Raw genomic sequence first — 23,450 nt, 5'->3', positions numbered from 1 at the left:
TAAGCTATTGCTTGCTTATTTTGCTATAGCATCCTAACTTGGGGGTCGCCGCGACGTTCCCGAGCCAACGGAGGCTTCTGATGTCGTCACTCGCCGCGCCGGTCGACCGGCGGCTCACCAGGCGCATCACGTTCTTCGTCGCGCTCGCCGTGTTCGCGCAGGAGACGACCTGGGACTTCTACGACGCCCAGGTGCCGCCGCTGCTGCGCGAGCACATCGCCAGCACCGCGATCGTCGGCCTGCTCATGGGCATGGACAACCTGCTCGGCATCTTCGTGCAGCCGTGGATCGCGAACCGCTCGGACAACACCCGCACGCGGTGGGGCCGCCGGATTCCCTATCTGGCGGTCGGCATGCCACTCGCCGCGGTGCTGTTCGTCTTCATCCCGCTGGCGACCGCGCTGCCGGCGCTGATCGCGGTCATCTTCGTCTACTCGTTGGTGGGCAACAGCTTCAAGCCCATCGCCCAGGCGCTGCTGCCGGACTTCATCGAGCCGGACCGCCGGGGCAGGGCCAACGCGGTGGTGAAGATCGCCTCCGGCACGACGGTCATCGTGTCCGCGCTCATCAGCGCGTTCATGGTGGACGACCACCCGAAGCTCGCGTTCACCGTCCCCGCCCTGATCATGCTGGTGTGCACGGCCGTTCTCGTCTCACGGGTGCGCGACAACACGTCGAGGGGCTACCAGCTCGCACTCACCGAGGACGCCCACGACGAGTCGTCCGTGCGGCTGCGCGACCTGGCCAAGGACATCCTGCGCGACCCCAACCGCAGCCGGCTGCTCGTCGTCACCGCGGTGCTGCTGTTCGCGTCCGCCTGGTTCTCCTCGCGGTCGTTGTTCACCCCGTACGGCATGGAGACCCTTGACCTGTCCCGGGGTGAGGCGGGCTCGCTCACGTTCCCGAGCGGTGTCGCGTTCCTCCTCGCCGCCTACCCCGCCGCGTTGCTCGCCGAACGCATCGGGCGCATCCGGACGATGACGATCGGGATGGTCGTCTTCGGCGCCTCCCTCGCCTTCGGCAGCCTCGTGCCGACCCCCACCACCACCGTCATCGCCTTCTGCGTCGCGGCCGCCGGAGCGTCCGGGTTCCTGATCAACGCCGCCGTCGTGCTGTGGAACCTGGCGCCGTCCGCCCGCGTGATCGGCGTGTACACGGGCCTGTACACGGTGAGCTGGGCGGCCGGCGGGTTCATCGGACCGGGAGTGGTCGGCGCGATGGTCGACATCACCGGCTGGCGCTACATGCTGCTCGACATCGCCCTCATCACCGCGCTCGCCACCGCCGTGATCCTGCGCGTCGGCGTCCTGAGCCGACGTCACTCCGTCTCGCTGTAGAAAGGAAAACTCTTATGAACGCTCCCACGGGAGCTGTCCGCGTCCTGACGCCCACCGGCATGCTCGGCGCCGGCTTCACCCAGTCCTCCGTGGACCGAGGGCTGGAGCTGGGCGCCGACGTCATCGCCGTCGACGGTGGCTCGACGGACTCGGGCCCGCACTACCTCGGCTCGGGCACCGCCAAGACGACCGCCGCCGCCGTCGCCCGCGACCTGAGGATCCTGCTCCGCGCCGCCGCCCAGGCCCGCATCCCGCTGATCGTCGGGTCCTGCGGCACCAGCGGAACCGACTCGGGTGTCGCCTGGGTCGCCGGGATCGTCGAGGACGTCCTGTGCGAGGAGAAGCTCGACCTGTCCGTCGCGACGATCTTCAGCGGGCAACGCGCCGACTTCGTCAAGACACGCCTCCGGGAACGCGCGGTGCATCCGCTGGCACCGGCCGCCGCGCTGAACGAGACCACTGTGGACAGTTGCACCCACATCGTCGGGATGATGGGCCACGAACCGATCGAGGAGGCGCTGCGCGCCGGAGCCGACGTGGTGCTCGCGGGCCGCGCGACCGACACCGCCCTCGCCGCCGCCGTGCCGTTGATGAGGGGCATGCCGGCGGGTCCGGCCTGGCACGCGGCGAAGATCGTCGAGTGCGGCGGGCAGTGCACGACGAACCCGCGCACCGGCGGCGTTCTCGCCACCATCGACCACACCGGTTTCACCATCGAACCGCTCGACCCCGACGCCGCCTGCACGCCGATCTCCGTTGCCGCGCACATGCTCTACGAGACGGTGAACCCGTTCCGGATGCGCGAGCCCGCCGGCGAACTGGACGTCACCGAGGCCACCTACACGGCGCTGGACGAACGGCGCGTGCGCGTCGAAGGCTCGCAGTTCCACCCGGCCGCCCAGCACACGGTCAAGCTCGAGGGCGCCAGGATCACCGGCTACGAGACGATGTCGTTCACGGCCATCCGCGACGAGCACATCCTCGCGAACATCGAGGACTGGACCGACCTGTTCGTCAAGGTCTTCACCTCCCGCGTCGAGCAGACCCTCGGCCTCGACAGCGCCGACTACTCGTTCGACCTGCGCCGCTACGGCTACGACGCCGTGCTGGGCTCGCTCGAACCGGCCACCCGTCCCCCGCGCGAGATCGGCGTGATGCTGCTGGTCCGCGCCGCCACCCAGGAGCTCGCGACGGCCGTCGCCAAGGTCGCCAACCCGTTGATGCTGCACCTGCCGACCCCGGACATGGCCTACCTGCCCAGCCTCGCGTTCGCGACCTCCCCCGCCGAGACCGAACGCGGCCCCGTCTACGAGTTCGTGCTCAACCACGTCGTCGACACCCGCACCCCCACCGAGATGTTCCGCACCGAGCACCGGAAGGCGCACTCCCATGGCTGAGACCACGTTCGGCGACATCGCGCTGGAGGTCCGTTCCAAGAACGCCGGACCGTTCTGGGTGACGATGGAACTGTTCATGCGCAACCCCGAGGACTACGCGCTGGCGGCCGCACCGGAGATCATCAACGAGGACGCCATCGCGTTCCTCTACTGCGTGCGCGCCGAGGACGTGCAGATCTTCCGGATCCCGTCGCTGAACGTCGTCAAGATCTCGTTCCCCCGCCCCGTTCCGCAGGGTGGGTTGCTGGACCGCGACATCCACGCCGGACAGCACCACGTCCCGCTGGCCTCGCTGGCTACTCCACCGCGCACTGCAGGCCGTTGAAGACGAACGCGGTCGGCGCTTTGTGCGTGCTGCGCGTGGTGCCGGTGATCCCGAGCTGCACCGACCCGCCCGAGGCGATCTGACGGTTGGCGGTCTCGTTGGCGACGCTGACGATCGACCCGTACTGCCGGCCGGTAGCGTTCGTCACGTTCTGGAGGGTGTCCCCGTTCGACACCGTCCAGAGCAGCGACCAGCCGTTCACCGCCTCGGTACCGGTGTTGCGCACGGTCAGGGTCGCCTGGAACCTGCCCTGCGACTGCCCGGTGATCCGGTAGGCGGCGGCGCAGGCCTTCGCCGGCTTGGGCGGGGCCGCGGCGGTCGGCGGCGGGGCCGTGGTCGTCGTGGTCGTGGAAGGAGCGGGCTTGGTCGTGTCGGAGCCCTCGCACGGCGGCCCCCACAAACCGCGCTTGGCCGCGGTGGCCTCGTCCCGTGCCGCGATCAACGGCCCGCCGTCGACGCCTTCGGGCTTCAACGCGCCCTGCCGCACCGCGAGCACCGCGTAGTCCGTGCCGTCCTCCAACTCCAGGTTCACCTCGCCGATCGACAGAACGGTGAACCTGACGGAGCTCGCCAGCAGCTTCGATCTCGCGAAGTCGAGCGCGGCCTTCGCGAAGCACTCCTTCGGTTCCGCCAGCAGGGCGACGCGGACCTTCGTGCCGTCGGCGAACTCGACGGTGCGGCCGTCGACCACGTCCCGCACGACGGTCAGCACGTCCTGCGGCGGCACCACCTCGTTGACCAGCGTCGGCACCTGGACCGAGGTCTGCGGCGACGGTGACGGCGCCGCGGGTTGGGCCGAGCACGCGCCGATGCACAACAACGTCACCAGCAGATACCTGCGCGCCACCACAACCCCCGACCGTCCACCCGACACGGAAGTCGCTTGGCACAAAACGATTCGTGCACCGTCCTCACGCGACTCACTGCTGGACTGTCGGCCCAGGTGATCAGCGCGTTACCACCTGCTCGCCCGCGAGCGCCAGGTCCAGTTCGGACGAAGGCGGTTCGACGACCCACTCGACGGACTCGACGGGCGTCGCCGCGCGACCGTTCGCGAAGCGAGCGCAGTGCCTGGCACGACGCGAGTCTCTGGAAGAACTCTGGAAATCCTGCGTCTTCCCCGGAGGAGAGATGAGCCAGGCCGAGTTCGGCGCGGCGTTGCGATCGGCCTGGCGACGCTGAGCAGCTAGCAGTCGAGCCGGAACCGGCCGGAACGAGCCGAGTCGTTGCGCGCGGTCGCCGCGATGATCAGCCACCTCGGCTCGAACGCGCCGGTCCGCGTGCTCCTGACCGAGGCCGCCGCTGCCGGACCGGGTCTACCGGCGCGACGAGACGTTCGTCATCGAGTACGACTGCGTCTTCGACCGGTCACTGGCCGAGGACGAGTACTTCCGGGTGATCACCCAGCCGGACGCGGCACCCGGCGTCTACGGCGTGCGCTGGAAACGGGATCCACCGTGGAACTGACGGCTCAGTAGACGAACCGGCGCACGTCGTCCGGCTGGAGGACGAGCCTGACCTGTTCCGTGCCAAGGATTTCGGCGAGGTCGGCGACACGCGACGGGTCGTCGGCGTCCCAGTAGCGGGCGGCCAGGCGTTCGGCCAGTTCGTGCGCTCCGCCGGACTCCACCGTGACGGCGCCGGAGACCGCCAGCCACCGCTCGCGCTCCCCCACCGGGGCGGCGACGACGATCGAGGCGCGGGGATCGCGGCGCAGGCGGCGCACCTTCAGCGAGTTCGGGTCGGTGAACAGCTGGATCGTCCCCTCGGCCGTGGCCTCGAACCACACCGGTCGCGGCTGCGCCGGAACCGGCCCCGCCGCGACGGACAGGAACCCGTACAGCGGGCGGCTCAGGAACTCCAGGTCCTCGGTGGTCAGCGAATCGCTCATGGGCCCGATTGAACACGGCCTGATCACGACCGGCACATGGGCGAGAAGCCGCGTCACCTGTCCAACCGTCTAGATCGCGGTGGTCCGCGCGCCGATCCACGCGATGACGAGCAGGACCCCCACCACGCCCGCGAACTGCCACAACACCAGGTCGAAGCTCCTGCGCACCCCGGTCTCCGCAGGCACGGGGTCCGGCCGGCGCCGCTCGATCTCCTCCCGGATCCGGTGCTGCACCCGGCTTCCGTTCAGGGAACTGGCCACGGAGAACGCGCCCGCGGCGACGTTGATCCGCTCGCCGTCGGTGGTGACGAGGTGGACCTCGCGTTCCGACTCGACCGACGCGAGGTCGGCCCACGGCACCCAGTACGCGCGGAACCAGTTCACGACCAGCACGCCCGAGCCGTAGATCTTCACCGCCGCGTGCGCGCCGACCATCCACACGAACCAGGTGATCGGCGCGATGATCGCGATGAACTCCAGCCGCTGGGCGAACCCGTTGCCGGGGAACGGGGAGAGCAGCACGTACACGGTCGTGACCAGCATGCCCACCGTCACGGTCCAGCTGAGGACGCTGTCGAACTTCCTGCGCAGCACCACTGCCGCCCTGCCCCGGCTCATGGCCACACGATAGGACTTGTCCATGAACCTGGAGACCTTCATCGACCCGGAACTGGCCGCGCACGTCGAGGAGTCGCGCCGGACGAACGCCGAGCGAGGTGTCCGGCGCGGCCCGGGCAACGCGGACGAGCTGCGGAGCTTCCGGGTCGCCCCAGCCGAGGACAACACCGTGGTCGAGGCCCGCGGCCGCCAGGTGCCCGTCCGGATCCTGAGGCCGGAGGGCACGCCCCGAGGGGTCTACCTGGACTTCCACGCCGGCGGCTTCTTCATGGGTTCCGCGGCCCAGGACGACGCCCGCAACCAGCGGCTCGCGAACGCGGTCGGGGCCGTCGTCGTGAGCGTCGACTACCGGCTGGCCCCGGAACACCCCTGGCCGGCCGCTCCGGACGACGCCGAGACGGCCGCGCTCTGGCTGCTCGACCAGGCCGAGGAGCAGTTCGGCACGGACCGGCTCGTCATCGGCGGCTTCTCGGCGGGATCCACCCTCGTCGTCACCACGCTGCTGCGGCTGCGCGACCGGGGCGAGGCGGGCCGGGTCGCGGGCGCAGTCCTCCAGGCCGGCACCTACGACATGAGCGGGCTGACCCCGGCCGGCCGGTCGATCGCGGACGAGTACTTCATCGAGGCCTACGCGGGCCACGTGCAGGACAGGACGAACCCGGACATCTCACCCGTCTACGGTGACCTGCGCGGACTGCCGGACTTCCTGATGGTCGTCGGCGACCAGGACGTCATCCTGGAGGACAACCTGGCCATGGCGGCCCGCATCGTCGGGGCGGGTGGCGAGGTCGACCTCAAGATCTACCCGGAGTCGCGGCACGGCTTCACCAACCGGGACAACGGCATGGCCCGCGCGGCCTGGCACGACATCGAGCAGTGGCTCATGGTCAGGCTCTCCTGGACTCGGTTCAACAGTGATCAACACGAGGTGGCGACATGAAGCTGGGCGATGTCACGCGGACCGCTCTGGCCTGCGTCCGGATCTTCAACGGCGCGCTGGGCCTGGTCGCCGCCGACCGGATGGCGAAGAGCCTCGGTGACGAACTGGGTGACGACAAGCGGTTCGTCTACCCGGCCCGCATGTTCGGCATCCGCACGCTCGTCCTCGGCGTGGACCTGCTGACGTTGAAGAGCGGTGACGCGAACGCCCGCCGAGTGCTGCGGCAGGCCGTGCTCATTCACGCCACGGACACCGCCGCCGCTGTCTACGCTGGCAGGCGCGGCGAGCTGCCGGCCAGGGCGGCGAAGCTGACCACGATCATCTCCGCCGTCAACACCGGGCTGGCCGTCGTGTCGCTCCTCGCCGCCGAGAAGGACAGCTGATCGGAGGGCCGCCGTGACGGTCGAGATCACGCTGCTCGGAGAGGTGAGCGCGCGGGTCGGCGGTCACCCCGTCGAGCTGGGGCACGCGCGGCAGCGGTGCGTGCTGGCCGCGCTGGCGATCGACGTCGGCAAGGTCGTGACCGTGCGGCAGCTGATCGAACGCGTCTGGGGTGCCGACCCGCCGCAGCGGTCGCGGGCCACGCTGCACAGCTACCTCTCCCGGTTGCGCCACGCCTTCGCCGACGCCGTCACGCTCGTCGGCCGGCCCACCGGGTACGTGCTCGTCGCTGACGAGTCCTCTGTGGACCTCGCGCGGTTCAGGAAGCTCCGCGACGAGGCCCGCGGGCTGACCGACGACGTCGGCGTCCTCACCGAAGCCCTGACGCTGTGGCGGGGCGAACCGCTGACCGGCATCGGCGGCGACTGGGCCGGCGAGGCCCGCGACCGGCTCACCGCCGAACGCACCGCCGCCGAACTCGATCTCCTCGACGCACGGCTGCGGCTCGGTCAGGGCCCCGAACTGCTCGCGGCGGTCTCCGCACGTGCCGCGACGAACCCGCTGGACGAACGCGTTGCCGCACAACACATGCGGGCCCTCGCGCAGGCGGGCCGGATCTCCGAGGCGCTGGAGGAGTTCCGCGCGGTCCGAGCCCGGCTGATCGGTGAGCTCGGCGCCGAACCGAACAGGGAACTCCGTGAGCTGCACGGGAAACTGCTGCTCAGCGATCCCGAACCGCGCCACGTCGTGCCGAGGCAGCTGCCGTCCGCGCCGGCGCAGTTCGTCGGCCGCGAGCAGGACCTGACCGAACTGGACGACGCGATGCGCACGGCCGGCGTGGCGACGATCGCGGGCGCGGGCGGCATGGGCAAGACGTGGCTCGCGTTGCAGTGGGCGCACCGCAACCTGGGCCGCTTCCCGGACGGCCAGCTGTTCGTGGACCTGCGCGGGTTCAGCCCCGACGAGACGCCGATGGAACCGGACGTCGCCATCCGCGGGTTCCTGCACGCGCTCGGACTCGACGCCGCGGCCGTTCCGCCCGATTCGTCGTCCAGAGCCGCGTTGTTCCGCGACCTCACCGCGCGCCGGCGGCTGCTCGTGGTCGTCGACAACGCCGCCGACGCCTCCCAGGTCGTGCCGCTCCTGCCCGGTGGCGACACCTGCCGCGTGCTCGTGACCAGCCGGAACAGACTGCCGGGGCTCGGCGCGAAGGCCGTCGGTCTGGAGGTGCTCGCCGACGGCGACGCGAACACGTTGCTGGCGGCACGCATCGGCGCGAGCCGGCTGAGCGCCGAACCTCTCGCGGTGGCCAGGCTGATCGCGCTGTGCGGCGGGTTGCCGCTCGCGCTGAGCATCGTGGGCGCGCGGATTCTCACCGAACCCGACCTGTCGCTCGCCGCCATCACCCGGCAGCTGGAGGAACTCGGGCTCGACGCTTTGGACGCGGACTCCAGCGTCAGCGTGCCGGTCGTGCTGTCGTGGTCGTACCGGGCGCTGACCAGCCGGCAACGGGACCTGTTCGCACTGCTGGGAATCGCGCCCGGCGAGGACATCGATCTCACCGCGGCGGCCAGCCTCGCCGGTCTGTCCGTTGAGGACGCGCGAACGACGTTGCGGTCTCTGGAACAGGCGTCGCTGGTCTCGATCGGCACCGGGTGCCGCGGCAGGATGCACGACCTGGTCCGGGCCTACGCGGCCGAGCAGGCCAAGCACACCGACCACGACGAGCCGTTGCGCCGCCTGGTCGACCACCACGTCCACACCGCGCACGCCAACGACCGGCTGATCGACCCGCACCGCCCGTTGATCAGCCTCGACGACCCGGTCCCCGGCACGCACATCACCGCCGCCACGGACAAAGCCGGTGCGCGGGCGTGGTTCGACGCGGAACGGGGCACGCGTCTGGCCGTGCAGCAGGCGGCGGCCTGGCGCGGCTGGAACGACAAGGTCGTGCTGCTGGCCAGGGTGTCGCACGCGTACCACCAGCAGCGCGGCCATCTCGACGACGGGCTGGCCATGTGGCAGACGGCCATCGACGCGGCGAAGGACCCGGCGGACCGGGCCGTCGCGCACCGGATCATGGGCAGCAGTCTCGGCCAGGTCCAGCGGCACGACGAGGCCCAGCACCACCTGAGCGAGGCACTCGCCCTCGCCGAACAGGTCGGGGAGCCGCTGCCGCTCGCCGACGCGCACGGCACAGCCGCGTGGCTGTGGGCCAGCCGGTCGGACTACGGACGCGCCTTCGACCACGCCAAGGCCGCGCTCCCGCACTACGAGAAGTCCGGCAACAAGATGCTGATCGCCATGGCGCACAACAACATCGGCCATTGCGCGGCGGAGGTCGGCGACACCGCACAGGGCCGCCTCTCCGCCACCAAAGCCCTCGAACTGCTGCACGAACTCGGCGACCGGCACGGCGAGGCGACCGCCGTCGACACCCTGGCCCGCGTCGAGCACCAGAGCGGCAACCACGCGGTGGCGATCACCCACTACGAGCGCGCGATCGAGCTGTACCGGACGGCGGACGACGACTACGGCACCGCCAACACGTTGATGAACCTCGGCCGCACCCACCTCGCGCTCGGCCAGGCCGAACGGGCCGCCGAGGTCTGGCAACGGGCGCTGGGCATGCTCGAACAACAGGGCCGCGAGGAGGAGGCCGGGCGCCTGCGCGAGCAACTCCGGCCCCGAACATGACCGCACGGGATCAGAACGAGCCGGTAGCAGCGGTTCCGGCTCGGCGCGTCCTGCCGACACACCACCAGGACCAGCTGCATGCACCCGCCGAACTGGCTGCGCACCAACTCCTGGTCGACGCCGCCCGCGAGTACCAGATCAGGCCACGACCTCTGACCATCGTGGACCGACCGTCATGTGAGCGCTAACACCAGCTCGCGTCGACTCAATCGACCCATCAGCCGCCTACCGACCTCCATTCGACTATTCGACTCCATGCCTGCCAGTCGAGCGAAGTTAGCGCTAACATCCAGCGCTGAACCGAGCGACTGGAGCATCCTCATGTCCTCATCGTTGAGTCGACGCAGGCTCTTCCAAGCCGCGGGGGTGGCCGCCGTCGCGACCACGGCACCGTCGCTGATGGCAGGGCCGGCCCACGCCGCCACCGTGCCCCCTGCCCGTGGCGACGCGGGCGTGTCCGCCCACCCGTTCGACCTGTCCGAGGTCCGGCTGACGCAGGGCCGATGGCTGGACAACCAGAGCCGGACGCTGTCCTACCTGAGGTTCGTCGACGTCGACCGGTTGCTCTACAACTTCCGCGCCAACCACCGGCTGTCGACGAACGGCGCCGCCGCGCTCGGCGGCTGGGAAGCGCCGGACTTCCCGTTCCGCACGCACAGCCAGGGACACTTCCTCACGGCCTGGGCGCAGGCGTGGGCGGTCCTGGGCGACACGACGTGCCGCGACAAGGCGAACCACCTGGTGGCCGAGCTGGCCAAGTGCCAGGCGAACAACTCGGCGGCGGGGTTCAACTCCGGCTATCTGTCAGGCTTCCCGGAGTCGGACTTCGACGCGATGGAGGCAGGTTCGCCCAAGTCCGTGTCGTACTACGCCCTGCACAAGACCCTTGCCGGACTGCTGGACGCATGGCGCTACATCGGTAACACGCAGGCGCGGGACGTGCTGCTGCGCCTCGCCGGGTGGGTGGACTGGCGCACGGCCCGGTTGTCCTACAGCACGATGCAGAGCGTCCTGGGCACGGAGTTCGGCGGCATGAACGCGGTGCTCGCCGACCTCTACCAGCAGACGGGCGACTCCCGCTGGCTGACGACGGCCCAGCGGTTCGACCACGCCGCGGTGTTCGATCCTCTCGCCACCAACCAGGACAGGCTCAACGGCCTGCACGCCAACACCCAGGTACCGAAGTGGATCGGCGCGGCCCGCGAGTACAAGGCGACCGGGACCACCCGCTACCGCGACATCGCCGCCAACGCCTGGACCATCACCGTCGGCGCGCACACCTACGTCATCGGCGGCAACAGCCAGGCAGAGCACTTCCGCGCGCCCAACGCCATCGCCGCCTACCTCAACACCGACACGTGCGAAGCGTGCAACACCTTCAACATGCTCAAGCTGACCCGCGAGCTGTGGCTGACCGATCCCGGCCGCGCGGCCTACTTCGACTACTACGAGCGCGCGCTGCTCAACCACCTGATCGGCCAGCAGAACCCGGCGGACCCCCACGGCAACATCTGCTACTTCACCGGCCTCAACCCCGGCCACCGGCGCGGCAACACCGGTCCCGCGTGGGGCGGCGGCAACTGGAGCACGGACTACGGCACGTTCTGGTGCTGCCAGGGCACCGCGCTGGAGACCAACACCAAGCTCGCCGACTCCGTCTACTTCTTCAGCGGCACCACGCTCACGGTGAACCTCTACACGCCGTCGGTGCTGACGTGGTCGTCCCGCGCCATCACGGTCGCCCAGACCACGAGCTACCCGGCGAGCGACACCACGACGCTGACCGTCACCGGCAACGCGGGCGGGTCGTGGACGATGCGGTTCCGCATCCCCGCCTGGACCACGGGCGCGACGATCAGCGTCAACGGCGTCGCGCAGAACGTGACCACCACACCCGGCACCTACGCGTCCCTGACTCGAACGTGGACGTCCGGCGACGTGGTGACGCTGCGGCTGCCGATGCGCGTGGTCGCCCAGCCGGCCAACGACAGCGCCAACGTCGTCGCGCTGACCTACGGCCCGGCCGTGCTGGCGGGCAACTACGGCAACACCGGCCTGTCCGCGTTGCCCTCGCTGGACATCGGCTCCGTCACCCGCACCAGCACGTCGTCGCTGGCGTTCACCGCGACGGCGAACGGCACGCAGGTGAACCTCGGGCCGTTCCACGACGCGCACGGCTTCAACTACACCGTCTACTGGAGCACCGGCGGTGGCGGCACGACGAGTTACCGGTTGGTCAACGCCGGCACCGGCATGGTGCTGGGCGTCCAGAACATGTCCACTTCGGACGGCGGCCTGGCCGTGCAGTGGCACGACAGCGGGACCGCCGACCACAACTGGCAGCTGGTCACCGACGGATCCGACGTGCGGCTGCGCAACGTCCACAGCGGCAAGGTGCTGGGCGTGGAGAACATGTCCACCGCCGACAACGCCCGCGTCCTGCAATGGTCGGACAACGGGACCGCCGACCACAGGTGGACGTTGATCCCCAACGGCGACGGCACCCACAAGGTCCGCAACGCCAACAGCGGCAAGCTGCTCGGCGTCCTCAACGGTTCCACCAGCGCGGGCGCGCAGGTCGTGCAGGACTCCGACAACGGCAGCACGGACAACCGCTGGCGCCTGGTCGCCAACTGACGACGTGGGTGCGTGCCCACGGGAAGCACCGAGGGCACGCACCACATCGGACGGATCTTCTAACCGAAGTTCACGTCACTGCACCACATGTAGGCCTGGTCCAGGTGCGAGGCCTGCCAGATCGTGAACACGACGTGGTGTCCGCGGTAGGCGCCGGAGGTCTGGACGTTGAACGTGATGTCCTTGGCAGGGGCGTACCTGCCGGTCTGCGTGATGAAGTCGAGGTTGCCCCAGCCGAGTCTCTGGGTGGTGGGGTCGTACCCGTTCTTGCTCACGTAGACCCTGAAGTAGTCGGCACCGTGAGTGGCCTGGTCGTACAGGTGCATCGAGAAGGTGCTGCCGACGTTGGTGGTCTTCCACCGGCCAGGTGTGTTCAGGGAGTTGTTGCGGGACAGGGCGTTGCTGCAGAGCTGTCCGTCCGGGGTCCTGCCCTGGAAGTTCCCGCCGAGCCCGTCCCGCAGCGCGCTCATCCAGTTCCACATGGTGTCGGCGTTGGCCTGGAAGGCCTGCCAGCACATGGGATCCTGTTGCTGCATGGCGGGATTCGTGTGCTGACTGCCCCAGGTCTGCCAGCACTGGTAGGCGCGGGTCGCGGGGCCGACGATGGTGCCGTGCGCCGAGGCCGGTGGGGCCCAGAGGACGGTGCAGGCCAGCACGCCGACGATCACGGCGATGATGCCTCGACGTCTGGCGACGGAACCGGAGGTAGTGCGCGGACGCATGGTTGAGCCTCCATTCTCCGATGATCGAGCAACAGCGATCGATCTGGGAGCGCTCCCAAATTCAGGCTATCCGTAACCCTCCGAGATCGCAACGATGCATTGAGTGACAGAGACGACGCGAGCCCCGTCGAATCCAAGTCGGCCGACCTCACACCGCGTTCGCAGTTTTCGCATTCCCCCAACGCTTCGACTCGATTCGACTGTCGAATGTGGACCACGCGAAGAACGTCCTCTTGACCACCCACGACCGGGCCACGATTCTGGGAGCGCTCCCAGAATCGTCGACGAGGACGTGATGCGCATGGCAAGGCGCCGCCTTCTCCTGGTGGCCGTGCTCGTGGCGGCCGGACTACCGGCCGCACCGACCACCGCGTCCGGTGCGCCCGACGCCACCGTCGTGGTCAACGCGAGGGCGGGGCTGGCCACCGTGCCGGACACCGCGCTCGGCGTGAACCACGCGATCTGGGACAGCCAGCTCGGCACGAACTCGGTGGCCGACCTGCTCGGAGACGCGGGCGTGCGGATGATGCGGTACCCAGGCGGTTCGTACGGCGACATCTACCACTGGAAGGACCACACGGCCCCCGGCGGGTACGTCGCGCCGAACACGGACTTCGACACGTTCATGAGCGGTGTGCGCCGGGCTCAGGCGCAGCCGATCATCATCGCGAACTACGGCACCGGCACGCCGCAGGAAGCCGCCGACTGGGTGCGCTACGCCAACATCACCAAGGGGTACGGCGCCAAGTACTGGGAGATCGGCAACGAGCTCTACGGCAACGGCCACTACGGCTCCGCGTGGGAGGCGGACGACCACCCCGACAAGAGTCCCGCCGGCTACGCCAGGGAAACCGTGGCCTACGCACAGGCGATGAAGGCGGTCGACCCGACGATCAAGATCGGTGCCGTGCTCACCACGCCGGCGAACTGGCCGGACGCGATCGTCGCCGCCGGTGACGCCGCGAGCTGGAACCAGACGGTGCTCTCGATCGCGGGCCCGCACGTGGACTTCGTCGTCGTGCACTGGTACCCGAGCGGGTCGACGGCGGCGGAGACGATGGCGAGCGCGGACCAGGTCACCGACATGACGTACCTGCTGCGCCGGCAGATCTCCCAGTACGCCGGGCCGGACGCGGACCGCATCGGGATCGCCATGACCGAGCTGAACACCACGTACGGCCGCAACACCCAGCCGGGCGCGCTGTTCGCGGCCGAGGCCTACACCTCGTTGCTGGAGAACGGCGTTTTCACCGTCGACTGGTGGAACACCCACAACGGTCCCGCCAGAGCGTCCACTGTGGCCGGTCAGCCTGACTACGACGACTTCGGCCTGCTCTCCAGCGGAACCTGCCTGGAGGACGGCGCCTGTGAGCCGCCGCTGAACACCCCGTTCGCGCCGTACCACGCGCTGAAGATGCTCGGTCTCTTCGCCCGCCCCGGTGATCAGCTCGTCCGCGCGGGTTCCGGCGACCCGTCGGTCCGGGCGCACGCGGCACGGCGGCCGAACGGTGATCTCGCGGTGTTGTTGCTCAATTCCGACCCGGACAACGCGCGCACGGTCGCCATCGACTACGCCGGCTACTCGCCGTCCGCCGCCTCGCCGACGGTCCACACGTTCACCAACGGTGCCACCGAGATCTCGACCTCGACCGACGGCACCGCGCTCAGCCGGACGCTGCCGCCGTTCTCGCTCACGACGCTCGTCCTGCACCCGTCCGCTCCGGCTCAACTCCCCGCCGCGCCAGGACAACCGGTCTCGGCCCAGGTCACCGACCGGACCGCGACGATCACCTGGCCACCGGTTCCCGGCGTCGTGAAGTACGAGGTCCACCGTCAGCTCGGCACGACCGGCGAGCAGTGGGGCGAGACGTCCGGCACCTCGTTCACCGTCGGCAACCTCAACCCCGGCACCAGGTACACGGTCAACGTGCTGGCGCGCACCGCCGCGGGTGTCGTGTCCTGGGCCTCTCCCCCGCTCACGATCACCACCGGCAGTCCCGCGCAGAGCACCTGCACCGTGCGACTGTCCACAGTGTCCGACTGGAGCAGCGGGTACGTCGGCGGCATCGACATCACCAGCACCCACCCGATCTCCGACTGGACGCTGACGTTCGACTGGCCCACCGGGCGCCAGCAGGTGGGCTCGGGCTGGAACGCGACGTGGGCCCAGACCGGGACCGCGGTCACCGTCACGGGATCCACCCGCATCGAACCGGACGCGACCATCGGCGTCGGCTACGTCGGCAACTACACCGGACCGAACATCCCACCGGCGGTGTTCAGGCTCAACGGAACGCTCTGCCGCACGGCGGCGTGAACCTCTTGCTCGAAGGAGAGCGGATGAAGCGGCGGAACAAGGTTCTTGGCGCGCTGCTCGCGGCTGTGACGGCCGCGAGCGCACTGGTCGCCATCGGCACCACCGGCCAGGTCACTGCGGTGGCGGCGGGCGGCACGGGCACCGGGTACCTGCACACCAGCGGGAGCAGGATCCTGGACAGCACCGGCGCGACGGTCCGGCTGACCGGCATCAACTGGTTCGGGATGGAGACAGACAACAAGACCTTCCACGGCCTGTGGGCCAGCGTCACGTGGCGCCAGCAGCTCGACCACATGGCGCAGCTGGGCTACAACACGCTGCGCGTCCCGTTCTCCAACGACGCGCTGAAGTCCGACGCCAGAGCGACCGGCATCAACGACTACACCAATCCCGACCTGGTGGGCCTGTCCCCGTTGCAGATCCTCGACAAGGTCATCGACTACGTGGGCCAGAAGGGGATGCGCGTCATCCTCGACCGGCACCGGCCGACCAGCGCGGGCCAGAGCGCCCTCTGGTACACGGCGGGCGTCCCGGAGAGCACCTGGATCACCGACTGGAAGATGCTCGCCCAGCGCTACGCGGGCAACACCACGGTCATCGGCGCCGACCTGCACAACGAGCCGCACGCCGAGGGCACCAACCCGGCCGCGACCGGTTCGTGCTGGGGCTGCGGCGACACCGCCCGCGACTGGCGGCTGGCCGCCGAACGCGCGGGCAACGCGATCCTGGGCGTGCAGCCGAACTGGCTGATCTTCGTCGAGGGCGTGAGCTGCCCGAGCGGCGGACTGTCGAACGTGTGGGACGGCGACCCGTCCAACGACGAGGACTGCGGCTGGTGGGGCGGGAACCTGTCGAAGGCGGGCCAGTTCCCGGTGCGCCTGTCCGTGCCCGGCCGGCTGGTCTACTCCCCGCACGAGTACGCCACGTCGGTCTACAACCAGCCGTGGTTCAGCGCTCCGGACTACCCGGCGAACATGCCCGCGATCTGGGACAAGTACTGGGGCTACCTGTACAAGCAGAACATCGCGCCGCTGATGATGGGCGAGTTCGGCACCACGCTGGCCAACCCGGTCGACAAGGTGTGGCTGGAGAACCTGATGGCCTACACCGGGACCGGCGTCAACGGCATCTCGTTCACCTACTGGTCGTGGAACCCCAACTCCGGTGACACCGGCGGCATCGTCGGCGACGACTGGACCACGGTCAACCAGGCCAAGCAGAACATCCTCCAGCCCTACCTCATCCCGCCCACGGGTGGCGGTCCCGGCCCGACGACCACCACGACGACCACCTCCGGCGGCGGCACCGGCGGGTGCAGGTCGGCGTGGAAGCTGGACAACTCGTGGCAGGGCGGGTTCCAGGGCGCGCTGACCGTCACCAACACCGCGACGAGCGCCGCCAACCCGTGGACCGTCGCCTTCACACTGCCCAGCGGCGTCACCATCTCCAACGGCTGGAACGGCACCTTCAGCCAGAGCGGCACCACGGTCACCGTGACGGCGCCGTCGCACAGCCCGTCTCTGGGTGCGGGAGCGGCGGTGTCGCTCGGCTTCACCGCCAACGGCACGACGAGCGCTCCTTCGGCCGTCACGCTCAACCGGGCGGCCTGCACCACCTGACCAGTCCCTGGTCCGCGGTGCTGTGGGGGCGCCGCGGACCAGGGACACTCACGGGCGCGAACAACCCCCTGGCCGGGGAAGTCTGACTCCCGCACACAGCATCACGAGGAGCGGACGACATGCCCACCATCACCCTGACCCAGCAGACCACCGCGACGCCCGAGCAGTTCGTCGCGGGACTCACCGACTTCGGCCCCGGCCGCGCGGACCTGTTCCCCAACAGCACCGACGCCGACCTGCGGGTGCACGACCGGGGCGACACGTTCGCCGACGTCACCGAGGGGTCCGGCGGCATCTGGGAACGCCTGCACTACGACTGGTCCGATCTCGGCCACGTCGTGCTGACCACCGTCGACTCCAACGTGTGGGGCGGACGTTCCGGCCACACCTACACGTTCACCAAGCAGGCCGACGGAACGACGCTCGTGCACGCCCACGTGGTGCGCGAGGGCAAGAACTTCAAGGGCAAACTGCTCGGGCTCTCGCTCGGGTTGCTCGGCAGGAAGGTGCTCGGCGGGGCGCTCGAGAAGACCGTGAGGGCCATCGAGACCAGGGGTTAGGTAAGGGTGCCCTAGGTCAACGCGACGGGCGGAAGCTAACGTAACCCGTCGTGAGCATGGTCGTGGAGCAACGCGGGCTCGAACCCGCACCGGCACCGGAGAGCCCGCACCGGCGGCGGCGCCTCGGGCTGGCGGGTCTGCTGGTGTTGCTGGCCGTGGCGTCGGTGCTGTCACTGGTGATCGGTGCGCGGTCGCTCACCCCGGCCGAGGTGTGGCAGGGGCTGTTCGGCGACCCCGGCGGCGACCAGCGGCTCACCGAGATCACGCTGATCGTGCAGACGCTGCGCGTGCCGCGGACGGTGCTCGCGCTCGTGGCGGGCCTCGCGCTCGGCGTCGCGGGCGCGTTGATCCAGGGGCACACCCGCAACCCCATCGCGGACACCGGTCTGCTCGGCGTCAACTCCGGGGCGTCGTTCGCCGTGGTGCTCTCGGTCTACCTGTTCGGCCTGCAGAACCCGGTCCAGTACATGTGGTTCGCGTTCCTCGGCGCCGGAGTGGCGGGCGTGGTGGTGTTCGGGCTGTCGAGCCTCGGCCGCGGTTCCGGCAACCCGCTCACGCTCGCGCTGTCCGGCCAGGGCGTCACGGTGTTCCTGGCCGCGATGACGACCGCGGTCGCGTTGGGCGACAAGCAGACGCTCGACGTGCTGCGGTTCTGGAACGCGGGCTCGGTGCAGGGCGTCGGGTGGGACGTGATCGTCGTCGCGGCGATCTTCGCCGGCGTCGGGCTCGTCCTGGCGATGATCAACCTGCCGGTGCTCAACCTGCTCAACCTCGGTGACGACGTCGCGCGCGGCCTCGGCGTGAACATCGCGGCGGGACGCACCGTCGGCGTCGTCGCGGTCACCCTGCTCGCGGGCGCGGCGACGGCGGCGTGCGGGCCGATCGCGTTCCTCGGCCTGATGGTCGCGCACATCGCGCGGTGGCTCACCGGACCGGACTACCGCTGGCTCGTGCCGTACGCGGGGTTGCTCGGCGCGGCCGTGCTGCTGGTCGGAGACATCGCGGGACGGCTCGTCGTACGTCCGGCCGAACTGCAGGCCGGCATCGTCATCGCCCTCATCGGTGCCCCGTTCTTCGCGGTGCTGGTCTGGCTCGGGAAGTTCAGGCAGGCATGATCACCGCACCGGAAGCACCCGAAATGCACCGCGGCGTCCGCGTCGGCGGCTGGTCCTGGGTCTGGCGGCCGTGGGTAGTGCTCGTCACGGTCGTGCTGGCGGCGCTGACGTTCCTGATCTTCTGCGTGTCGATCTCGATCGGCGACTTCACGATCGAACTGCCCGCCGTGGTCAGGACGTTGTTCGGCCAGGGCGAGCGGGTCGACGAGTTCGTGATCATGGACCTGCGGATGCCGCGCGCCCTGGTCGGTCTCCTCGCCGGGGTCGCGCTCGGGATCTCCGGCGCGCTGACGCAGTCGATCGCCCGCAACGCGCTGGCCAGTCCCGACGTGCTCGGCATCACCGGCGGCGCCAGCGCGACCGCGGTCTTCATCGTGACGGCGGGCGGCGGCACGGCGATCGGCGGCGTCATGGGCCTGTCGGCGGCGGCGCTGACCGGCGGGCTGCTGACCGGGTTGCTCGTCTACTTCATGGCGTGGAAGAAGGGCATCGACGGGTTCCGGCTGATCCTCATCGGCGTCTCGGTCAGCGCGGTCATGCAGGCGGTCACGACGTGGCTGCTGGTGCTGGCCGACATCCGCGACGTCGCCCGCGCGCAACGCTGGCTCGTCGGGTCGCTCGACTCGCGGGCGTGGACCGAGGTCTGGACGACGCTCTGGGTCACGATCGCGCTGGTCGTCGTCGTGATGGTGGTCGCCTTCCAGCTCCAGCCGATGCACTTCGGTGACGACGTCGCCGCCGGACTCGGCGTCCGGCACTCGGTCGTGCGCGCCGTCCTGCTGATGTGCGCGGTGCTGCTCGCGGGGGTCGCGGTCTCCGCCGCGGGCCCGGTGCCGTTCGTCGCGCTGGTCGCGCCGCAGATCACCATGCGACTGCTGCGCTCCCCCGTGCCGCCGCTGCTGGCGTCCGGTCTTTTCGGAGCGCTGCTGCTGATCGGCTCGGATCTGCTGGCGCGCAGCGTGCTGCCCAACGACCTGCCGGTCGGCGTCGTCACGGCGATCATCGGCGGACCGTTCCTCGTCTACCTGCTCGTGCGCGCGAACGTGAAGCGCGCGGCCTGAGGTAAGCCTCCATTAAGTAAGGTTGTCCTATGACCGCGCTGCGCAACGATGCCGCCCGACTGGGCGCCGAGGGCGTCACGGTCGGGTACGCCGACCGGGTCGTGCTCGACAACCTGGACGTCGCCATCCCCACCGGGGTGATCACGACGGTCATCGGGCCCAACGGTTGTGGCAAGTCGACGTTGCTGCGCACGCTGTCCCGGTTGCTCAAACCGCGCCAGGGCACGGTGCTGCTCGACGGCGGCGACATCGCACGCCTGAAGACCAAGGACGTCGCGAAGCGGATGGGCCTGCTCCCGCAGACCCCGATCGCGCCGGAGGGACTGACGGTCGCCGACCTCGTGGCCCGAGGCCGGCACCCGCACCAGAGCTGGTTGCGCCAGTGGTCGAGCGACGACGCGGACGTCGTGGCCAGGGCGTTGCACATGACGGGCGTGGCCGACCTGGCCCACCGTCCGGTCGACTCGCTGTCGGGCGGGCAGCGGCAGCGGGTGTGGATCTCCATGACGCTCGCCCAGGGCACGGATCTGCTGTTGCTGGACGAGCCGACGACCTATTTGGACCTCGCGCACGCGATCGACGTGATCGACCTCGTCGACGACCTGCACGAGGGCGGCTGCACGATCGTCATGGTGCTGCACGACCTGAACCTGGCCGTCCGCTACAGCGACAACCTGATCGTGATGAAGTCCGGATCCATTGTGGCGCAGGGACATCCGAGCGACGTGATCACGAGCGACCTGCTGCTGGACACGTTCGGCCTGCAGGCGAAGGTCATCGACGATCCGGTGAGCGAACGGCCATTGATCGTCCCGATCGGCCGGACCCACGTGGTATCGAAGAGTGACCAAGACCTTGGTTAGCCTGCCCTAACTGGGTGATAAGGTTCGGCTGTCCTAATTTCCCCCGCCGCGTGGGCAGCGAAGAAGAGGTGCCGAATGGGCCAGAGAACGACCATGACCTGGAAGCGACTGACAGCTGTGGCAGCAGCCGCCGTTGTCGGTGCCAGCGTCCTCGCCGGGTGCGGTTCCTCCACGCCTGCCACGACCCCGGACACGGGCAACGCCGCCGGTGGCACGTTCCCGACCAAGGTCGAGCACTTCTTCGGCACGACGGAGATCAAGGAAGCGCCCAAGCGCGTCGTCTCCCTCGGCTACACCGACGAGCAGACCCTGCTGGCGCTCGGCGTCGTCCCGGTCGGCATGGTCGACCAGTACCCGAACCCGGACGGCAAGACGCCGGACGTCAACACCCAGTGGCCCTGGGTGAAGGACAAGTGGGGTTCGACCACGCCCGAGGTCGTCATGAAGAACGGTGACACCGAGCCGAACTTCGAGAAGATCGCGCAGCTGCGTCCCGACCTGATCGTCGCCGTCTACTCCGAGGCGACCCAGGAGTGGTACGACAAGCTCTCCAAGATCGCGCCGGTGGTCGGCCGCACCAAGGAGGAGAAGGAGCCCTTCTCCGCCAAGTGGCAGGACAACGCGCTCCAGGTCGCGAAGGCGGTCGGCAAGGCCGACGAGGGCGCCAAGCAGATCAAGGCGATCGACGACAAGATCGCCGCGGCCAAGGCGGCCAACCCGGGCTGGGCGAACGAGACCGCGGTCGTCGCGTCCTGGTACAAGGACGCCATCGGGCCGTTCTCCACGACCGACGTGCGCAGCCAGGTCATCACCGGCATCGGCTTCAAGGGCAACACGAAGGTCGACGAGCTCGCGGCGGGCAAGTTCTTCGTGTCCCTGTCCCCCGAGCGCATCGACGTGATGAACGTCGACCGCATCTTCATCATCAACGACGAGGCGGACCTGAAGGCGCTCAAGGGTTTCGAGCTCTTCAACAACCTGCCCGCGGTCAAGGCCGGCAAGGTCCACTACATCCTCGACGGCGAGGGCGCGGCCGTCGGTGCCGCGATCTCGCAGGCGACCCTCGCGTCGATGCCGTACGCGGTGGACGAGCTGGTCAAGGCCGCCAAGTCGGTCAGCTGATCTCCTTCTGACACAACAGTTCCAGCGAAAGGCCTCCCCTCGTGACCACGAGCGTCTCCGTCCCGCCGGCGAAGATCCTGCGCACGGCGTCCGGACGGGAGGCCTCTCGCTGGGTGCTCGACCACTGCCGTTCCGCCCCCGGTCTGCCGATCGCCACCGTGCTGGCGACGGTGGCCGGGGCGGTGCTGCAGATCATCCCGGTGTTCCTGCTGGGCACCGTGGTCGACGGCGTCACGCAGGGCCGTGACGCGTCGATCCTCTGGTCGATCGGCATCGCGACCGTCGTCTCGGCGCTGGCCGGCGCGGTCATGACCGCGGTCTCGACCTACCTCGTCGGACGCGTCGGCGCGGAGATGCTGGCACGTCTGCGGGAAGGCGCGGTGCGCGCGGTGCTCGGGATGCCGAGCGCGCGCATCGAGGAGGTCGGCCGCGGCGACGTGCTGTCGCGCGTCGGTGACGACGTCGCGGTGATCTCCAAGGGTTTCCGCACGGCCATTCCGACGATCTTCTCGGCGGTCGTGCTGGTCGTGATCGCGACCGCGGGCATGTTCGGGCTCGACTGGCGGCTCGGTCTCGCCGGCGCCTGCGCGCTGCCCGCCTACTGGCTGGCGTTGCGCTGGTACCTGCCCCGGTCGCAGCCGCTCTACCGCGCCCGTTCCGAGGCGCAGGCCGATCGCGCGCAGGCGTTGATCAGCGGCCTCGACGGCATCGCCACCGTGCGGGCCTACCGTCTGGAGAACGTCTTCCGGGACAAGGTGACCGCGGAGTCGTGGCGGGTGCGCGACATCGGCATCGACGTCTTCCGGTTCTTCGGCCGGTTCATCGGCCGCGAGAACCGCGCCGAGTTCATCGGCCTCGGGCTGATCATCGTCGTCGGCTACTTCCTGGTGACCAACGGGCAGTCGTCATTGGGCCAGGTCTCCGTTGCCGCGCTGCTGTTCCACAAGTTGTTCGTGCCGCTCGGCCTGATCATGGCGTTCTTCGACGAGGCGCAGAAGTCCGGTGCCGGGCTGACGCGACTGGTCGGCGTGACCACCGAGTCCGGCGGCGACGAACTCGTGCGCAGCGCGGTGGCCGTCGACGCTGACGCACAACCACTTCCGGTGTCGGTGCGCGGGCTTTCCTTCCGCTACCCCGATTCCGAGCACGACGTGCTCCAGGACATCGATCTGGAGATCCCCGCCGGCACGTCGCTCGCGTTGGTCGGCGCGACCGGTGCGGGCAAGACGACGCTGGCGGCGCTGGTCGCCGGCACCGGCACTCCCCTCGCCGGATCCGTGCACATCGGTTCGTCCGATCTCGTCGATCTGGACGAGGCGGGCGCCCGCGCGTTGGTGAGCATCCTGACCCAGGAGGCCCACGTCTTCGCCGGTCCGCTGGCCGAGGACCTGCGGCTGGCGGCACCGGACGCGACCGACGACGAGCTCATGGACGCGTTGCGGACCGTGGGTGCGGACACGTGGGTCGAGGCGTTGCCCCAAGGCCTGCGGACCGACGTCGGCGAGGGTGGCGAACGCCTCGACGTGACCAAGATCGCCCAGATCGCGCTGGCCCGGCTGGTGCTCGGCCGCTCCCCCGTCGTCGTGCTGGACGAGTCGACGGCCGAGGCGGGCAGCCAGGGTGCCGCCGCGCTGGAACGAGCCGCGCTCGCGGCCTGCCGGGGCCGCACAACACTTCTGGTCGCGCACCGCCTGACCCAGGCCATCGCCGCGGACCGGATCGCCGTGCTCGACGCAGGTCGCGTGCTGGAACACGGCACGCACGAAGAACTCGTGGCGCGTGACGGGCGTTACGCAGCTCTTTGGGCCGCTTGGCGATTCGGAACGGCAACTACTTAGGTTAGGCTTC

Annotated in this window: 20 protein-coding genes; 15 read left to right on the top strand and 5 right to left on the bottom strand. The window is 69.6% G+C overall.

Going from position 1 to position 23,450, the window contains the following annotated elements; translation table 11 throughout:
• Window positions 1-80 precede the first annotated feature (80 nt).
• The 3 genes from ACIQF0_RS12135 to ACIQF0_RS12125 are packed head-to-tail and all read left to right on the top strand — an operon-like array spanning window position 81 to window position 3,059.
• The gene (locus ACIQF0_RS12135; RefSeq protein ID WP_401028120.1) at window positions 81-1,337 is read left to right on the top strand and encodes an MFS transporter; all 1,257 of its coding nucleotides are present in this window, start codon (window positions 81-83) and stop codon (window positions 1,335-1,337) included.
• 14 nt (window positions 1,338-1,351) lie between these two features.
• Entirely contained in the window at window positions 1,352-2,734 is a 1,383-nt protein-coding gene (locus ACIQF0_RS12130) for an acyclic terpene utilization AtuA family protein (protein ID WP_401028117.1), read from the top strand.
• The gene (locus ACIQF0_RS12125; RefSeq protein WP_401028114.1) at window positions 2,727-3,059 is read left to right on the top strand and encodes a DUF4387 domain-containing protein; all 333 of its coding nucleotides are present in this window, start codon (window positions 2,727-2,729) and stop codon (window positions 3,057-3,059) included. Before ACIQF0_RS12130 ends, ACIQF0_RS12125 begins: the two co-directional genes overlap by 8 nt.
• Here the strand turns inward: ACIQF0_RS12125 and ACIQF0_RS12120 are convergent.
• The 4 genes from ACIQF0_RS12120 to ACIQF0_RS12105 all read right to left on the bottom strand — a co-directional run bounded on the left by ACIQF0_RS12120 (window position 3,031) and on the right by ACIQF0_RS12105 (window position 5,568).
• A complete protein-coding gene (locus ACIQF0_RS12120) occupies window positions 3,031-3,906 on the bottom strand; it encodes a cellulose binding domain-containing protein (RefSeq protein WP_401028111.1) in 876 nt (291 codons plus the stop codon). The two genes, ACIQF0_RS12125 and ACIQF0_RS12120, sit on opposite strands and share 29 nt — an antisense overlap.
• A gap of 100 nt (window positions 3,907-4,006) precedes the next feature.
• Window positions 4,007-4,315 carry a hypothetical protein gene (locus tag ACIQF0_RS12115; RefSeq protein WP_401028109.1) on the bottom strand — a complete coding sequence of 103 codons (309 nt, stop codon included), beginning with the start codon at window positions 4,313-4,315 and terminating at the stop codon, window positions 4,007-4,009.
• A 215-nt stretch (window positions 4,316-4,530) separates the two neighbouring features.
• Window positions 4,531-4,950, bottom strand: coding sequence for a pyridoxamine 5'-phosphate oxidase family protein (locus ACIQF0_RS12110; RefSeq protein WP_401028107.1), 420 nt, complete (start codon window positions 4,948-4,950; stop codon window positions 4,531-4,533).
• 69 nt (window positions 4,951-5,019) lie between these two features.
• The gene (locus tag ACIQF0_RS12105) at window positions 5,020-5,568 is read right to left on the bottom strand and encodes a PH domain-containing protein (RefSeq protein WP_401028105.1); all 549 of its coding nucleotides are present in this window, start codon (window positions 5,566-5,568) and stop codon (window positions 5,020-5,022) included.
• A 22-nt stretch (window positions 5,569-5,590) separates the two neighbouring features.
• Between ACIQF0_RS12105 and ACIQF0_RS12100 the strand changes: the two genes are divergently transcribed.
• The 4 genes from ACIQF0_RS12100 to ACIQF0_RS12085 all read left to right on the top strand — a co-directional run bounded on the left by ACIQF0_RS12100 (window position 5,591) and on the right by ACIQF0_RS12085 (window position 12,223).
• A complete protein-coding gene (locus tag ACIQF0_RS12100) occupies window positions 5,591-6,508 on the top strand; it encodes an alpha/beta hydrolase (RefSeq protein ID WP_401028102.1) in 918 nt (305 codons plus the stop codon).
• A complete protein-coding gene (locus tag ACIQF0_RS12095) occupies window positions 6,505-6,891 on the top strand; it encodes a hypothetical protein (RefSeq protein WP_401028099.1) in 387 nt (128 codons plus the stop codon). The genes ACIQF0_RS12100 and ACIQF0_RS12095 overlap by 4 nt, the downstream gene beginning before the upstream one ends.
• A 13-nt stretch (window positions 6,892-6,904) precedes the next feature.
• Window positions 6,905-9,586, top strand: a complete 2,682-nt coding sequence (locus ACIQF0_RS12090) for a BTAD domain-containing putative transcriptional regulator (protein WP_401028096.1) — start codon at window positions 6,905-6,907, stop codon at window positions 9,584-9,586.
• A gap of 321 nt (window positions 9,587-9,907) precedes the next feature.
• Window positions 9,908-12,223, top strand: coding sequence for a beta-L-arabinofuranosidase domain-containing protein (locus tag ACIQF0_RS12085; RefSeq protein ID WP_401028093.1), 2,316 nt, complete (start codon window positions 9,908-9,910; stop codon window positions 12,221-12,223).
• A 59-nt stretch (window positions 12,224-12,282) separates the two neighbouring features.
• Here ACIQF0_RS12085 and ACIQF0_RS12080 read toward each other — a convergent pair whose 3' ends face one another.
• Window positions 12,283-12,945: a lytic polysaccharide monooxygenase gene (locus ACIQF0_RS12080; RefSeq protein ID WP_401028090.1), complete on the bottom strand. Its 663-nt coding sequence runs from the start codon at window positions 12,943-12,945 to the stop codon at window positions 12,283-12,285.
• Window positions 12,946-13,246: 301 nt separating this feature from the next.
• On the opposite strand from ACIQF0_RS12080, the gene ACIQF0_RS12075 reads away from it, so the two are divergent.
• From ACIQF0_RS12075 to ACIQF0_RS12040, 8 genes are all read left to right on the top strand, one after another.
• Complete coding sequence (locus tag ACIQF0_RS12075) at window positions 13,247-15,262, top strand: cellulose binding domain-containing protein (protein WP_401028087.1); 2,016 nt, start codon at window positions 13,247-13,249, stop codon at window positions 15,260-15,262.
• A gap of 23 nt (window positions 15,263-15,285) precedes the next feature.
• A complete protein-coding gene (locus ACIQF0_RS12070) occupies window positions 15,286-16,881 on the top strand; it encodes a cellulase family glycosylhydrolase (protein WP_401028084.1) in 1,596 nt (531 codons plus the stop codon).
• Between the two features lie 119 nt (window positions 16,882-17,000).
• Window positions 17,001-17,441 (top strand): hypothetical protein, encoded by a 441-nt coding sequence (locus tag ACIQF0_RS12065; RefSeq protein WP_360035787.1) that lies wholly within the window; start codon window positions 17,001-17,003, stop codon window positions 17,439-17,441.
• 56 nt (window positions 17,442-17,497) lie between these two features.
• Entirely contained in the window at window positions 17,498-18,556 is a 1,059-nt protein-coding gene (locus ACIQF0_RS12060; protein ID WP_401029915.1) for a FecCD family ABC transporter permease, read from the top strand.
• On the top strand, window positions 18,553-19,617 hold the full coding sequence (locus ACIQF0_RS12055) for a FecCD family ABC transporter permease (protein WP_401028080.1): 1,065 nt from the start codon (window positions 18,553-18,555) through the stop codon (window positions 19,615-19,617). The genes ACIQF0_RS12060 and ACIQF0_RS12055 overlap by 4 nt, the downstream gene beginning before the upstream one ends.
• Before the next feature lie 29 nt (window positions 19,618-19,646).
• Window positions 19,647-20,480 (top strand): ABC transporter ATP-binding protein, encoded by an 834-nt coding sequence (locus tag ACIQF0_RS12050; protein ID WP_401028077.1) that lies wholly within the window; start codon window positions 19,647-19,649, stop codon window positions 20,478-20,480.
• Between the two features lie 93 nt (window positions 20,481-20,573).
• Window positions 20,574-21,602, top strand: a complete 1,029-nt coding sequence (locus tag ACIQF0_RS12045; RefSeq protein WP_401028074.1) for an iron-siderophore ABC transporter substrate-binding protein — start codon at window positions 20,574-20,576, stop codon at window positions 21,600-21,602.
• Between the two features lie 41 nt (window positions 21,603-21,643).
• Window positions 21,644-23,440 (top strand): ABC transporter ATP-binding protein, encoded by a 1,797-nt coding sequence (locus ACIQF0_RS12040; RefSeq protein WP_401028072.1) that lies wholly within the window; start codon window positions 21,644-21,646, stop codon window positions 23,438-23,440.
• Window positions 23,441-23,450: the final 10 nt, after the last annotated feature.

Origin of the sequence: Lentzea sp. NPDC092896, assembly GCF_044754905.1 — a bacterium.
Lineage (GTDB): Bacteria > Actinomycetota > Actinomycetes > Mycobacteriales > Pseudonocardiaceae > Lentzea.
This window is presented reverse-complemented; position numbering and strand designations above follow the sequence as displayed.